The following is a 15112-nucleotide window of genomic DNA, read 5'->3' on the forward strand; positions in this document are numbered from 1 at the left end:
TGAGTCAGTCGGACGTGATCCGCGGGGATCGGGCGGTGGCACGGGTGGTGTCGAGCTGTTCGGCCGGGACCGCCGCATAGATGAGGTCATCCTGCTGCACAACGGTTTTCACATCCGGCAGGATCGGGTTGCCCAGACGGTTCAGGAAGGCGACCCGCCCCCCGGTCTCCTCCTGGAACTTGCCGACACTCACACCGATCCACGACTCGTCGACCTCGAGTTCGGCGATCACCAGCGATCCCGACGGATCTCGCCACTCGATGGTGGTGGAGGTCTCGCCGAGAGCGGAGACGAATCGTTCGGTGGTCCACGGCACGGTCGCGACAGTGGGGATGCCGAGCCGTTGGTAGACCTGCGCGCGTTTGGCGTCATAGATGCGTGCGACCACGCGGTCGATCCCGAAGGTCTCCCGGGCAACGCGGGCGGAGATGATGTTGGAGTTGTCGCCCGAGGACACCGCGGCGAATGCGTCGGCCTTCTCGATGCCCGCCCGGGTCAGCACATCCCGGTCGAATCCGACGCCGAGCACGGTGGTCCCGGTGAATTGCGGGCTGAGTCGGATGAACGATGACTCGTCGCGGTCGATCACCGCGACCTCGTGTCCCCGCTTCTGCATCGCCATCGCCAGCGATGATCCCACGCGACCGCACCCCATGATGACTACCTGCACGTGCACCCTTCCGACTGTGCGGACTCCCCGCGACGGCGCTGCGAGCGCTGTACGGCCTCATCGAACCTACCGTGCACGCCGTCGTATCGGGCGACGACGATACACATCCGCGATGGCCCGATCGGTGCGCCCCGTCCTTGTGGCCTTTGTCTACTACACGCTCTAGTGTTGCCTGGTGTCCACCGTGTCCAAGGTGTCCGTAGCGACCAAACGGATTCTGCTCGGCCGTCCTTTTCGGAGCGACAGACTGGGTCACACCCTGCTGCCCAAGCGCATCGCGCTGCCGGTGTTCGCATCCGACGCGATGTCGTCGGTGGCCTACGCCCCGCAGGAGATCTTCCTGGTGCTGTCCATCGCCGGACTCAGCGGTCTGGTCTTCACCCCCTGGGTGGCGGTCGCGGTCGCCGTCGTGATGGTCGTGGTGGTGGCCAGCTACCGGCAGAACGTGCACGCCTATCCGTCCGGTGGCGGCGACTACGAGGTCGCCACGGTGAATCTCGGCCCCAACGCCGGCCTCACGGTCGGCAGCGCCCTGCTGGTCGACTACATCCTCACCGTGGCGGTGTCGATCGCATCGGCAGCCGAGAACGTGGGTTCGGCCATCCCCTTCGTCTCCGAACACAAGGTGTGGTTCAGCGTCGCCGTGATCGCGCTGATCGCGGCGGTCAATCTGCGCGGGATCAAGGAGTCGGGTGCGGTGCTCGCAATACCGACGTATGCCTTCATCTTCGGTGTCTCCGCGATGCTCATCTGGGGATTCCTGGAGATCTTCGTGCTGGGCGAGGACGTCCGGTCCGAGACCGCGGACTTCGAGATCCGCGCCGAGGACAGCCACCTCGTCGGTATCGCTTTCGTGTTCCTCATCGCGCGGGCCTTCTCCTCCGGCTGTGCCGCGTTGACCGGTGTGGAGGCGATCAGCAACGGGGTTCCCGCCTTCCGCAAGCCCAAGTCCCGCAACGCGGCGACCACACTGCTGCTGCTCGGCACCTTCTCGATCACGCTGGTGATGGGCATTGTGCTGCTCGCCCAGCAGATCGGTGCCAAGTACGTGGAGAATCCGGAGCAGGATCTCATCGGCGCGCCGGAGGGCTATCAGCAGAAGGCGATGATCGCCCAGCTCGCACATGCGGTGTTCGACACGTTCACCCCGGGCTTCTATTTCGTCGCCACCGTCACGGCACTGATCCTCATCCTCGCCGCCAACACCGCCTTCAACGGCTTCCCGGTGCTCGGCTCGGTCCTGGCGCAAGACCGCTACCTGCCGCGTCAGCTGCACACCCGGGGCGATCGGCTCGCCTTCAGCAACGGGATCGTGTTCCTCGCGGTCGCCGCGATGATCTTCGTGATCTCGTTCGGCGCGCAGGTCACCTCGCTGATCCAGCTCTACATCGTCGGGGTGTTCGTGTCATTCACGCTCAGCCAGACCGGGATGGTCCGCCACTGGACGCGTCACCTGCGCACCGAGACCGACCCCCATGCGCGGCGACGTATGCAGCGTTCCCGGGTGATCAACTCGATCGGCCTGGTGATGACCGGGACCGTGTTGGTGGTGGTTCTGGTGACCAAGTTCACCCAGGGCGCCTGGATCGCGATCGTCGCGATGGTGGCACTGTTCGTCCTGATGAAGCTGATCCACCTGCACTATTCGACGGTGCAGCGCGAACTCGAACGCGCCGAGGAGGACTCGGTGCTCCCCAGCCGGACCCACTCGATCGTGCTGGTCTCCACGCTGCATCTGGCCACCCGCCGTGCGGTGCTCTACGCACGGGCCACTCGCCCCGACATGCTCGAGGCGATCACCGTCAACGTCGACGACCGCGACACCCGCAAGCTGGTGTCGCAGTGGGAGGCGAGCGAGATCTCGGTGCCCCTGAAGGTGATTGCGTCGCCCTACCGGGAGGTCACCCGTCCGGTCATCGAATACGTGCGCCGGGTACGGCGCGAATCCCCCCGCGACGTCATCACCATCTTCATCCCCGAATACGTGGTCGGACACTGGTGGGAACAGATCCTGCACAATCAGTCGGCGCTGCGCCTCAAGACGCGATTGCTGTTCGAACCGGGTGTGATGGTCACGTCGGTGCCGTGGCAGCTCAACTCGTCGGTCCGACTCAAGAATCGTGACCTGCAGTACACAGCACCGGGGGAGACCCGCCGTGCGCTCGGAAGCGACCTGGACGAGCGGTGACAGCGTGAGCGCTGCCGAGAACGACCGGCAAGAGATGATCCTGCGGCCCGATCGTCCGGCCAACGGCGGCGAGGCCGTCGGCAGGCTCGACGGTCGGGTCGTCTTCGTTCGCGACGCGATCCCGGGCGAACTGGTCCGCGCCCGGGTCGTCGACGACAGCCAGAAGCGGTTCGTCCGCGCCGAGGCCGTCGAGATCCTCGAACCCTCACCGCACCGAGTCGATCCGGTGTGCGACGCCGCCCGCCACGGCGCGGGATGTTGTGACCTGGTGTACGTATCGATCGAGCATGCACGGGAACTCAAGGCCGCGGTCATCGGTGATGCGCTGGCCCGGATCGGCGGGTTCGGCGCCGATGTTCTCGCCGACCTCGGCGTTGCGCGGGACATGGTCGCCGGCCTCGGTGACGCCGGCACCGGTTGGCGGGTACGGACCCGCCTCGGCATCGGTGCCGATGGCCGGGCCGGGATGCACGCCCGACACGGCTCGGGCATCATCGCGGGCCACGAATGCGCCGCCCCGGAAGCCGGCATGCTGTCCGGGCTCGATGACCTCGAGCTGACCCCCGGCGGCGATCTGGTGGTCGTAGCCGACATGAACGGTGACCGCCACATCACCGAACTCGCCCCACCCCGACCGGTCGGCCGCAGTGGCCGGCGTGGTGCCCGGGGAACCGCGCAGGCCGTCCGGCGTCGGCGTGCGGAGCCCCGGGCGCAGCGTGTGGTCGTGGGCGCGGCCGCTGCGGCGCATCGTGTCGGCGGGCGGGTCTGGCAGATCCCCGTGACCGGGTTCTGGCAGGCCCACCGCGAGGCGCCGGCGGTGTACGGGCAGACGGTCGTGGCCATGATCGCGGCCGCAGGGGGTGTCGGGCGTGGGCTGGTCTGGGATCTGTACGGCGGCGCCGGGGTGTTCGCCGGGGCGACGCTCGACGCGGCGGGGGCACAAGTCGGGGCGGTGGCCGCGGTGCACGTCGTCGACTCCGACGCGGCCGCCCTGGCCGCCGCCGAGGCGACCTTCGCCGATGAGCCCGTCGAGGTCCATCATGGCGAGGTGTCGGCTGCGGCCACGGGACTTCCGACCCCCGACGTGGTGATCCTCGACCCGCCCCGAACCGGTGCCGGTGCCGCGGTGATCGGTGTGGTCGCCGACGCCGATCCGGACGTGATCGTGCACGTCGGCTGCGACATCGGGCGGTTCGCGCGCGATCTGGCGCTGTTCGCCGATCACGGGTATCGAGTGCAGGAGATCCGCGCGTTCGATGCGTTCCCGCTGACCCATCACGTCGAGGCCGTCGCCGCGCTGGTGCCCGCGCATCGTCGACGATGACGAGTCCGGGGCCTGTGACCAATCCGACCGGCGGGCGCCGCTCGTCGTGAATCCGACCACGCCGGTCCGATCCGTAGACTGTTCGGAAAGCCACCGCGCCCGCAGCGGCTCGGCGGATCGCGCGCCATCAGCCCGGCGCGCTGACCTGACTCGACGGATGTGATGGAGGACTCGATGGGCGTGCTCGAGACAATCGGTTCGCCGGCCGATCTGCAAGCGCTGTCGCCGGAGGAGATGACCACCCTTGCGGCCGAGATCCGGGAGTTCCTCATCGACAAGGTGTCGGCCACCGGCGGACATCTCGGCCCCAATCTCGGGGTGGTGGAACTGACGCTGGCGCTGCATCGTGTCTTCGAGTCGCCGCACGACCCGGTCATCTTCGACACCGGTCACCAGAGCTATGTGCACAAGATCGTCACCGGCCGACAGGAGGGCTTCGACGGATTGCGACAGCAGGGAGGACTCACCGGCTATCAGGAGCGCGCCGAGAGCGAGCACGACTGGGTCGAGTCCTCACATGCGTCGGCGGCGTTGTCGTATGCCGACGGTCTGTCCAAATCCTTCGAGTTGACCGGACGTGGCGACCGCACCGTGGTGGCCGTGGTGGGTGACGGCGCACTGACCGGTGGCATGTGCTGGGAGGCGCTGAACAACATCGCGGGCGGCGACCGCCCGCTGGTGATCGTCGTCAACGACAACGGTCGCTCCTACGCCCCGACCATCGGCGGGCTGGCACGTCACCTCTCCGGCCTGCGTCTGCAGCCCGCATACGAACGTTTCCTCGACGAGAGCCGTCGCGCGGTCAAGCTGCTTCCCGTCGTCGGGGAGCCCGCCTACGCGGTGCTGCACGGGATGAAGAGCGGTCTGAAGGATCTGCTCGCACCGCAGGCGATGTTCACCGACCTCGGCATCAAGTATGTGGGCCCGGTCGACGGTCACGACATCTCCGCGCTGGAGTCGGCGTTCGGGCGTGCAAAAGCCTTCGGTGCGCCGGTCATCGTGCACACCGTCACCCGCAAGGGCATGGGATATGCGCCTGCGGAGAACCACGAGGCCGACCAGATGCACTCGACGGGCATCATCGACCCCCGGACCGGACTCGCCACCAGCGTGTCGCCGCAGGATTGGACGTCGGTGTTCTCGGCTGCGCTGGTCGAGGCCGGGTCGCGTCGCGACGACGTCGTCGCGATCACCGCAGCCATGCCCGGCCCCACCGGTCTGACGCCGTTCGGCGAGAGGTTCCCCGACCGGATGTTCGACGTGGGGATCGCCGAGCAGCATGCGGTGACCTCGGCGGCGGGGCTGGCCCTCGGGGGAATGCATCCGGTCGTCGCGATCTACTCGACCTTCCTCAACCGGGCGTTCGACCAGTTGCTGATGGATGTGGCGTTGCTGAAGCTGCCGGTGACCCTGGTCCTGGACCGTTCCGGTATCACCGGACCCGACGGCCCCAGCCATCACGGCATGTGGGATCTGTCGCTGATGTCGTTGGTGCCCGGTCTGCGGGTCGCGGCGCCGCGCGACGCCGTGCGGCTGCGGGAGGAGTTCGCCGAAGCCCTCGCCGTGAGCGATGGACCGACTGCCGTCCGATTCTCCAAAGGTGCTGTGCCGGAGGATATCCGGGCTGTCGAACGGCTCGACGACGGTGTCGACGTGTTGCATCGGGCGGCGCCGGGCGTGGGTGCGGCCGCCGGTGACGTGCTGATCGTCGCGGTCGGCGCCTTCTGTGGTCTCGCCGTGGACACCGCACAGCGCCTGGGTCGTCAGGGCATCGACGCGACGGTGGTCGACCCGCGCTGGGTCCTGCCGGTTCCGGATTCGATCGCCGACCTCGGCAGGCGGCATCGACTGGTGATCACCCTCGAGGACAGTGGGGTGCGTGGCGGAATCGGGTCTGCGGTCAGTGACGCGCTGGCCGAGGCCGGAGTCGCGGTCCCGGTGCACCATCACGGCATCCCGCAGCGGTTCGTCGAGCACGCCTCGCGCGGACAGTTGCTGGCCGGCTTCGGTCTCACCGCCCAGGATCTCGCGCGCACCATCACCGCGACCGTGGCGGAGATGCATTCCGCCGCCGATTCCGCCGGTCGCGAGCTGGACGAGGCCGACCTGTCCCAGTCCGACGTCTCGGCAGCACCCGAGACCGACGGCTGACGTCCGGCAGCGCCCCGGCTCAGGTCGGGGTGTCGGTGTTCGAGTCCGCTGCGGGTGGCTCGGCGTCGACGATGTTCAGTGCGTCGGCGATCGCGGGCGCGGTCAGTTCGACCTGCCATCGCCGGGCTCCCTCGGTCGCCAGGCGAGCGGCCACCGACTCCGCGTCGGCAGGCAGCGGCACACCCTCCCAGCACAGCTGCCGCACGACCTCGGGTGCGAGCAGATTCTCCGCGGGCAGCGAGTGGGTCTCGGCGATCTCCCGGATCACCGGGCGCACCCGAGCGGCCCGTGCGGCCGCGTCGGGATTGCGTTGGTCCCACCGGTTGATCGGGGGCAGGCCGGTCGTCGGTGAGCGGCGCGGTGGGAGCTCGGTGTCCGGCAGATCGCGGGCCCGCTCGAGCGCGCCGAGCCAGATCCGTGCCTGGCGCCGTTGGCGCGGACCGCCGAACACCGGTAGCCGGGTGAGCTCGGCGTGCGTCGTCGGGTTGGCGTTGGCGGCCGTGACGATGGCTGAATCGGGCAGTATCCGGCCCGGCGCGACGTCCCTGCGTTGCGCGAGTTCCTCTCGGGCGGTCCACAATTCACGGATAGCAGCCAGCGTGCGGACGTTCTTGATCGTGTGGATGTTCGACGTCTTGCGCCAACGGTCGGGGCGTGGCGGGGCCGGCGGACGTTCCAGGACGGCCTGGAACTCCTCGCGTGCCCACTGGTCTTTCCCGGCGGCGACGAGCGCCGCATCCATCGCCTCACGCAGTTCGATGAGGACCTCGACGTCGAGGGCGGCATAGTTGAGCCAGTCGTCAGGGAGCGGCCTGCGTGACCAGTCGGCGGCGCCGTGGCCCTTGACCAGCCCGAGTCCGAGGAACTCGGCCACCATGGCGGCCAGGTTCACCTTGCTCAGACCGAGCAGGCGCCCGGCGAGCTCGGTGTCGTAGAGCTCACGGCAGACGAAGCCGACCTCGCGCAGACACGGCAGGTCCTGGTCGGCGGCGTGGAGCACCCACTCGGGTCCGTCGAGCGCGTCGATGACCGGCGCGAGTGCGGCAGGATCCTCGATCGGGTCGAGCAGAAAGGTGCCCGCGCCGCTGCGACGGATCTGGATCAGGTAGGCCCGTTGGGAGTAGCGGTAGCCCGACGCACGCTCGGTGTCCACCGCGATGGGTCCACCGGCTCCGGCGATGGCCTCGGCGGCCGCGGCGAACTCGGTGGCCGTCGTGAGCACTGGCGGGACTCCGTCGGCCGGGTGCAACAGCGGCTCTGTCGTCGCCTCCGGCGGTGCCGGAGGCGATCCTCCCACTCCCTCGTCGCCGCTCGTCATGGGGCCGGCCACCGGCTCAGGCCGAGCCCAGTTCTGTGACGCCAGACGGCGGCAGGCCGGCGGCCGAGGACAGCACCTCACAGAACGCCTCGAGGTGTCCGGCCAGCTCCAGCCCACCCGCGGTCCACGACGCGCGCAGCTCGAGCTGATGCGCGCGCGGCGGACCGGCGATGTCGCCGTACCGGACCGAGGTCGTCGACGTCACCGTGCCGCCGAGTGCGGTCACCGCCACACCGCTGCCAGGCGCGTGCCCGGAGGTCTCCCCGGCGGGGACGCCGAGTGCGTCGGCCAGCCAGCTCCAGGCCACCTCGGGCAGCAGGGGGTCCATCGCCAGCGCGGCCTCCACCTCGGCCTGGACGTAGGCGACCAACCGCATCGTCCCGTTCCAGGCCTCCTGGCCGGCGGGGTCGTAGAGCAGGATCAGTCGGCCGAAAGAACTCCCGGTGGAGTCCACCGGCACGTCGTCGAGGTCGTCGACGCCACGCACCTCGGCGCCGACCGCGTAGCTGTACGGCGCCAGACGCTGTGGCGGACGGATCGGTCCGACCTCGATTTCCGGTCGGATCCGCGCGGCATGCAATGACGACACCGCGGTGCGGAAGTCAGCAGGCTCCGTCGGAGCTCCCGAAGAGGTCACGTCTCGACGGTAGGTCCGGCAACCCCACGGTGGTAGGAGGCGCGCCGAGACGTGGCAGAGTAGAGGCGATGTCCGAGACAACACGATCACGCGCCCGTCGCGCACACGATCTCCCCTTGGTGGCCGCGGCCCGCGGAGCCACTCCCGAGCGCCGGCCGGTGTGGTTCATGCGGCAGGCGGGCCGATCCCTCCCGGAGTATCGGGCCATCCGCGCCGACCACGGCATGTTGGAGTCGTGTTTCGACCCGGCGCTGGTCTGCGAGATCACCATGCAGCCGGTGCGCCGGCACGATGTGGACGCCGCGATCCTGTTCTCCGACATCGTGGTGCCGCTCAAGGCTGCGGGCATCGATCTCGACATCGTCGCCGGAACCGGGCCCGTCATCGCGGACCCGGTGCGTGACGCCGCCGATGTGGCGGCTCTGCCGCGTCTCGAGGAGCACTCGGTGGGTGCGATCGCCCACGCGATCGGCCTGATCCTCGACGAACTGCCGGCCAAGGCCGCGCTCATCGGTTTCGCGGGTGCGCCGTTCACGTTGGCCTCCTATCTGATCGAGGGTGGACCCAGCCGTCACTACGAGCGCACCAAGGCGCTCATGCACGGTGACCCGGACACCTGGCACGCCCTGATGGGACGCCTCGCCGACATCACGATCGCGTTCCTGCGCGTGCAGCTCGACGCGGGTATCGACGCGCTGCAGCTGTTCGACTCGTGGGCGGGCATGCTGTCGCTCGCCGACTACCAGACCTACGTCGCCCCGCACAGCGCTCGGGTCTTCGCCGAGGTCGCCGACCACGACGTCCCCCGCATCCACTTCGGTGTGGGCACCGGCGAGCTGCTCGGTGCGATGGCCGATGCCGGTGCCGACGTGATCGGGGTCGACTGGCGGGTTCCGCTCCACGAAGCGGTGCGCCGCGTCGGACCCGGCAAGGCGGTGCAGGGCAATCTCGACCCGACACTGCTGTTTGCGGGACCCGATGTGGTGGACCGGGAGGTCCGCCGTGTTGTCGCCGACGGCGACCGGGCGGTTCGCGCCGGGGCGGCGGGGCATGTGTTCAACCTCGGCCACGGGGTGTTGCCGAACACCGACCCCGAGGTCATCACCCGCGCCGTCGAACTGATCCACAGCCTCTGATGCCGGATCGCTCGCCGTGACCCGTCGCATCGCCATCGTGGGTGGCGGCATCTCCGGACTGACCGCGGCGTACCGGTTACGCCGTGCACTCGGCGACGACACGGAGATCGACCTGTTCGACTCGGGTGCGCACATGGGCGGTCTGCTCCGCACGGCGGACGTCGGCGGCCGAATGGTCGACGTGGGTGCCGAAGCGTTCGTCGTGCGGCGGCCCGAAGCGCTCGGTCTGGTGCGGGAGCTGGGGCTCGAGGACCGGATCGTCTCGCCGACGGCGCGTCGTCCGGCGGTGTGGTCCGATGACCGCCTGCATCCGCTTCCGGCGCCCGCAGTGATGGGCATTCCGGCGAGCGCCGAGGTGGTGGCCGGGCTCGCCGACGCCGGCGACCTCGCACGGATGGCCGACGAGGCCGATCGGCCGCTGTCGTGGCGGGTCGGCGAGGACCGGTCGATCGGCGATCTGGTCGCCGACCGCTTCGGCCCGTCGGTCGTCGCCCGCAGCGTGGACCCGATGCTCGGTGGCGTCTACGCCAGTCTGTCGCGCGACATCGGTGTGCGCGAAGCGGTTCCGGCGTTGGTGGATCAGCTCGACGGCGGTGCGGCATCGCTGACCGCTGCGGTGGATGCGGTGCAGGCCGCCGGGGCCGGGGCGACCGGTCCGGTGTTCGGGACATTGGTCGGCGGCTACCGGGTGCTGGTCGACGCGCTGATCGCGAGCGCGGGAATCGTGCCGCGAGCGGGAGCGACGGTGAACTCGGTTCACGAACGTGCCGACGGGTGGACCGTCGGTGTGTGCGATGAGACGCCGGTCGACTACGACGGTGTGGTCCTTGCCGTGCCGGCCGGGGTCGCCGGTGCGCTGCTGTCCGAGGAGCATCCCGACGTGGGCGGGGCACTCTGCGACGTCCCGCGGGCGTCGTCGATGGTCGTCTCCATCGCGCTGGAGCCGGGTACACCCCTGCCGGACCACTCGGGGGTGCTGGTGGCCACCGACGCGGGCCTGCGCGCCAAGGCGTTCACCTTCAGCTCGCAGAAGTGGGCGCACCTGTCGGGCGACGGCGGGCCGGTGTCGGTTCGTGCCTCGTTCGGGCGATATGGTGCGCCGGTCCCGACGCCGGCGGAAGAACCCGAGGTGGATCAACGTATTCGGGTTCAGGCGTGCGAGGACCTCGATCGGGTCTGTGCGGCGGCCGGAGTCGAGGCTCCGTCACGGAGAATTCTCGACGTCGAGACGTATCGCTGGAACGGCGGCCTGCCGGTGTACCGGCCGGGACATCTGGCCGCGATGTCGACGGTGCAGCGGGCGAGGCCGCGTCGGCTGGTGCTCGCGGGATCCGCCTACGCCGGGGTGGGTGTGCCGGCCTGTATCGGACAGGCGGGCAGAGCCGCCGCCGACTTGATCGACGAGCTGACCTGAGTCATCGGTCCCGAGCCGCCGGTGGCACGATGTGGGTATGAGCCGCCTGGACTATGCAGAACTCAACTCCACCATCCGCTACCTGATGTTCTCGGTGTTCGCCGTGCGGCCGGGTGAGCTGGGTGCCGATCGCGATCAGGCCAAGGCCGACGCCACCGACTTCGTCAAATCATTGGAGGATTCCGGCGTCGTGGTCCGCGGTGTCTACGACGTCGCGGGCCTGCGCGCCGATGCCGACTTCATGATCTGGTGGCACGCCGAGGAGGTCGAACAGCTGCAGGCCGCCTACGCGCGGTTCCGTCGCGAGACGATCCTCGGTCGTGCCTGCGACGCCGTATGGAGCAACGTTGCGCTGCACCGCCCCGCCGAGTTCAACAAGAGCCACATCCCCGCGTTCCTGGCCGGGGAGGAGCCCGGCAACTACATCTGCGTCTACCCGTTCGTGCGGTCCTACGAGTGGTATCTGCTGCCCGACGAGGAGCGGCGCAAGATGCTCGCCGACCACGGCAAGGCGGCGCGTGCCTACAAAGACGTGCGCGCCAACACCGTGTCGTCCTTCGCGCTCGGCGACTACGAGTGGCTGCTCGCCTTCGAGGCGCCCGAACTGCATCGCATCGTCGACCTCATGCGCGACCTCCGCGCCACCGAGGCGCGGCTGCACGTCCGCGAGGAGACGCCGTTCTTCACCGGCCCGCGCGTCGAGCCGACTGCGCTGATCGACGCCCTGCCCTGACGCCACCTCACCCCTGCGTTCTTCCCCCGGGTATCACTTCCTCGGCCGGTTGCTGCAGGGGGAGGAGATGAGATCAGGGGGACGAACGTCCCGGGGCGGTCGCGCTCACTCCTCGGCCGGCTTTAACGTCAGGCTGATCGAGTTGATGCAGTACCGCAGATCGGTGGGGGTGTCGTAGCCCTCGCCGGAGAAGACGTGCCCGAGGTGGCTGCCGCAGGTGGCGCACAACACCTCCACCCGGCGCATGCCGAGGGAGTCGTCGGCGCGCTCGATGATGGCGTCGCCGGCCAGCGGTGAGAAGAAGGACGGCCACCCGCAGTGGGACTCGAACTTCTGCTCGCTACGGAACAACTCCGCATCGCAGGCCCGGCACCGATACACGCCGACCGTGGTGGTGTCGGTGTACTCGCCGGTGAACGGAGCCTCGGTGCCGGCCTGCCTGAGCACGCGGTACTCGGCCGGTGTCAGTCGCTGCCGCCACTGCTCGTCGGTGACCTGACCGGCGTCCACGGACTCGGATTCGGTGCGGGAGTTCGGACTCATTTCTCCACGGTAGCCACTGCGTCGGCGCCCTCGCCACCGTCGCGGCCACCGCCGGTCAACGCGGGGTCGGCCGACGGTGAGCCGGCGTCGTCGATCACCGAGGTGACCCCGTCGCGCCGCATGTCGAGGTAGCGGAACAGCAGCGAGCAGAAGACGGCGATCATCAGCAGCGACCAGCCCCAGGTGACCTTGTTGAACTCCAGCATCCGTCCGAAGGCGCTCCACTCCTCGGAGTAATACGAGTCGAAGGTCATACAGCCGTACACACCCAGCCAGGCGGGCCAGTTGCGCATCGTCGATCCGGGCAGGAAGACGGTCATCAGCAGCGGGAACAGCAGCATCGAGTAGTAGCCCTGACCGAGTGCGCCGACCAGGAACTCGGTGACCAACAGGACGCCCGTCGATGTCGCCAGCCAGAGCAGTTCGTCGGTACGCCGGTAGTAGCGATAGAGGAACCAGAGGCTGAAGACCGCCATGAGGACGAATGCGATGCGCAGGAGCAGCACCAGCCAGTCGGCCACCCCGAAGTACGCGCCGTTGCCGGCGATCGAACTGTTGTAGTAGTCGCGGGCCTCGCCGAGGTAGGGCACTGTGCGGGTGACGAACGAGTTCGGGTCGGCGATCAGTGGCCACGCGATGATGTTGAGGATCACCGGGGTGCCTATCCCGGTCACCAGAACTCGCCACTGGCGGTTGAGCAGCGGCAGCAGCAACAACGGGATCAGCACCGGTTTGACCGCGACGGTCAAGCCGATCGCGAGACCGGCCCACCAGTCGTGTCGCCGCAGCATGAGCAGCATGAAGGCGAGCATCCCGAGCAGCACGAACGAGTTGAAGTTCGTGAAGATCAGGGTGTGGGAGACGGTTTCGGTGCTGAAGAAGAAGAACAGGATCACCGGGACGACCCAGGAGCGCCCAGCGAACCCGAACAGTTTGGCCAGCAGGAAGGCCGAGGCGATCAGTGCCAGCACACTCAGCACGATGAACACCCACCGTGAGCGCTCCGGATCGATCACCGCGATCGGCGCCATGAGCAGGGTGCCCGACGGCGGATACAGATAGTGGGGGTCGACCGTGTCGAGGTTCTCGGCGTAGACGGGTTGGCCGTTGAGGAACTGCAGTGCCGCCTGGTAGACGGGCCGGAAGTCGTCGGTCCGGTCGCCGTTTCCCGCGAGGATCACCGACCGTTGGAAGATCATCATGATGGAGATCGGCCAGAGCACCATCGGGATGATCCGGTCAAAGGTCATCTGTGGATGGAGGTACCTGTCGAGAATCGCCACTCGCGAACCGTACTACGTGATGAGCACCGCAACGGCATGCCCTGCGACGTTTCGCCCCAGCGTTACCGTGTTGCCGAGTGGCCGCGGTCAGCTCGGGCAGCCGCGGTCGGTGGGCGGACCGAGCGGCTCGTCGCCGAGATACGTCGCCACGATGTCGGCGGCGCAGGCACTGCGGGCGAGGACGGAATATCCCAGGCCGTCCCAGCTCACCGTCGTCGGCGTGGTGCCGGCCGTGATGAACAGACCGCCCAGCGCCTCGGCGCCCCCGCCGCCGTTGATCGGGTCGTTGGCGCCGTCGAGCAGGAGCGGATCGACCGGCAACGCGCTCGGCGGGTTCACCGGAGTCGAGGACGCCCAGCCGTTGCACCGCATCAGCGACAGGGCGCTGTCAGAGCCGGTGAGCGGGTTCTGTTTCGTCCAGGCGTCGATGAGTCCGGGAATCTCGTTCTGGCCGACGGGGCCGCTCACGTCGTTGCAGCGGGCGACCAGCTGACCGTCGGCGAGGCGCAGCGTGGCGGCACGGTCGGCCAGCGTCTGCAGCGCGCGGGTGTCGCCGCGGTTCGCGGCGGCGATGGCCGCAGCGGTCTCGGTCGTGGCGGCCGGCCGATCGGGAGCCAGCGCCACCGCGGTGGTGATCGCCGACAGTGCCGCGGTGTCGGACAGCCCGCCGAGGTCCCCGGCGCGGCCCTTCGCGAGGACATCGGCGATGGTCGCCGTGCCGTCCGCGCCGAGTGGACACGACCCGTTGGCGTTGCATCGCTGGGTGAAGGTGCGCAGTGCGGCCTGCACCCCCGTCGCGCGGGCCGCCGCACGGTCGCGGGCATTCGCGCCGAACGGGGTCGGTGTGTCGAGAATGATGCGTCCGGCCCGGCCGGAGAAGTTCCCGGCATAGGCGAGGACCACGTCGGAGCCCTCACCGACACCCACCAGCGCCAGCTGGTCGACGCCCCACCGGATGCGCAGCGCCTCGATGTCGGCGGCCGCGAAGGCCTCGCCGAAGTCGAGTTGATGTGGCTCGAGAGTCTCGGTACAGCCGCCGGCGGCCGACGATGCCGACCCCGCGAGGCGGTCGATCCGTTGTTGTTGAGAAACCGCCGCGTCGCCGGCCAGACCGTTGCTGCGCATCGCCGCCCGCTCTTCGCGGGTCATGCAGTCCAGTTCCCCGCTCGTCGGCGCCCCGCGCCGGTCGATCGCGACCACCGGGTGCTCGGCGAGGAGAGCGCGACCCGGGCCGGCGGCGAGCATCATCAGCGTGCGTGACGACGGCAGATCCGACCCTGAGGTCAACACCACGGGCACCGCATCGGCGGGTGTGTCGGCGACCGCGGCCCGGGTGAGCGCAACCGTGAGGGTGTCACCGGTCGGGCGGTAGGGGTTGACCGGGACCGTCAGATCTGCGCATTGCACGCTGACCCCGTCCGGCCGGTCGACATTCCACCGATTCGCGGTCTGGGGTGCGCAGTCACTCCAGTCGAGTTCATTGCGCGGTGCCTCGATCGGCGGAAGGCCGGTGGGCGCTTCTGATGATGACGGCGCCTGGGCCCCACCACCTCCGCCGTGCACCACCTCCGGACCGGTATCCGGCCCGACGGCGCACGAACTGACACCGACGACGGTCACGGTCGCCGCCGCCAATGCCAGCATCGCCGCACGCCGAGGTCCGTGACCGCGGGCCTGCCGCCGGGGTGCTCGTCGCATGACCGCGAGCCTAGTCA

12 protein-coding genes are annotated in these 15112 nt (G+C 69.0%); 6 read left to right on the top strand and 6 right to left on the bottom strand.

Annotation, left to right across the window (positions count from 1 at the left end):
* Positions 1-4: 4 nt before the first annotated feature.
* A complete protein-coding gene (locus NWF22_RS21350; RefSeq protein WP_160902812.1) occupies positions 5-670 on the bottom strand; it encodes a potassium channel family protein in 666 nt (221 codons plus the stop codon).
* 175 nt (positions 671-845) lie between these two features.
* Here NWF22_RS21350 and NWF22_RS21355 point away from each other — a divergent pair, with 175 nt between their 5' ends.
* From NWF22_RS21355 to dxs, 3 genes are all read left to right on the top strand, one after another.
* Positions 846-2858, top strand: coding sequence for an APC family permease (locus NWF22_RS21355; protein ID WP_258321234.1), 2013 nt, complete (start codon positions 846-848; stop codon positions 2856-2858).
* A 34-nt stretch (positions 2859-2892) separates the two neighbouring features.
* Positions 2893-4182, top strand: coding sequence for a class I SAM-dependent RNA methyltransferase (locus NWF22_RS21360; RefSeq protein WP_160902810.1), 1290 nt, complete (start codon positions 2893-2895; stop codon positions 4180-4182).
* A gap of 174 nt (positions 4183-4356) precedes the next feature.
* Positions 4357-6333: a 1-deoxy-D-xylulose-5-phosphate synthase gene (gene dxs, locus NWF22_RS21365; RefSeq protein WP_160902489.1), complete on the top strand. Its 1977-nt coding sequence runs from the start codon at positions 4357-4359 to the stop codon at positions 6331-6333.
* Positions 6334-6352: 19 nt separating this feature from the next.
* On the opposite strand, the gene NWF22_RS21370 is transcribed toward dxs, so the two are convergent.
* Both NWF22_RS21370 and NWF22_RS21375 read right to left on the bottom strand, forming a co-directional pair.
* A complete protein-coding gene (locus tag NWF22_RS21370) occupies positions 6353-7651 on the bottom strand; it encodes an HRDC domain-containing protein (protein ID WP_160902488.1) in 1299 nt (432 codons plus the stop codon).
* 16 nt (positions 7652-7667) lie between these two features.
* On the bottom strand, positions 7668-8288 hold the full coding sequence (locus tag NWF22_RS21375) for a DUF3000 domain-containing protein (protein WP_160902487.1): 621 nt from the start codon (positions 8286-8288) through the stop codon (positions 7668-7670).
* A gap of 68 nt (positions 8289-8356) precedes the next feature.
* Here NWF22_RS21375 and hemE point away from each other — a divergent pair, with 68 nt between their 5' ends.
* Genes hemE through hemQ form a run of 3 tightly spaced genes read left to right on the top strand, consistent with a single transcriptional unit; the run spans position 8357 to position 11571 of the window.
* Positions 8357-9424 carry a uroporphyrinogen decarboxylase gene (gene hemE, locus NWF22_RS21380; protein WP_160902486.1) on the top strand — a complete coding sequence of 356 codons (1068 nt, stop codon included), beginning with the start codon at positions 8357-8359 and terminating at the stop codon, positions 9422-9424.
* A 16-nt stretch (positions 9425-9440) separates the two neighbouring features.
* Positions 9441-10838 carry a protoporphyrinogen oxidase gene (hemG, locus tag NWF22_RS21385; RefSeq protein ID WP_160902485.1) on the top strand — a complete coding sequence of 466 codons (1398 nt, stop codon included), beginning with the start codon at positions 9441-9443 and terminating at the stop codon, positions 10836-10838.
* A 37-nt stretch (positions 10839-10875) separates the two neighbouring features.
* Positions 10876-11571, top strand: a complete 696-nt coding sequence (gene hemQ / locus NWF22_RS21390; protein ID WP_160902484.1) for a hydrogen peroxide-dependent heme synthase — start codon at positions 10876-10878, stop codon at positions 11569-11571.
* A gap of 105 nt (positions 11572-11676) precedes the next feature.
* On the opposite strand, the gene msrB is transcribed toward hemQ, so the two are convergent.
* The 3 genes from msrB to NWF22_RS21405 all read right to left on the bottom strand — a co-directional run bounded on the left by msrB (position 11677) and on the right by NWF22_RS21405 (position 15095).
* Positions 11677-12114 (bottom strand): peptide-methionine (R)-S-oxide reductase MsrB, encoded by a 438-nt coding sequence (gene msrB / locus NWF22_RS21395; protein WP_160902483.1) that lies wholly within the window; start codon positions 12112-12114, stop codon positions 11677-11679.
* Positions 12111-13397, bottom strand: coding sequence for a glycosyltransferase family 87 protein (locus tag NWF22_RS21400; RefSeq protein ID WP_160902482.1), 1287 nt, complete (start codon positions 13395-13397; stop codon positions 12111-12113). Before NWF22_RS21400 ends, msrB begins: the two co-directional genes overlap by 4 nt.
* A gap of 87 nt (positions 13398-13484) precedes the next feature.
* The gene (locus tag NWF22_RS21405; protein WP_373691963.1) at positions 13485-15095 is read right to left on the bottom strand and encodes an alpha/beta hydrolase; all 1611 of its coding nucleotides are present in this window, start codon (positions 15093-15095) and stop codon (positions 13485-13487) included.
* Positions 15096-15112: the final 17 nt, after the last annotated feature.

This window comes from Gordonia mangrovi (assembly GCF_024734075.1).
In the GTDB taxonomy this organism is placed as follows: Bacteria; Actinomycetota; Actinomycetes; order Mycobacteriales; family Mycobacteriaceae; genus Gordonia; species Gordonia mangrovi.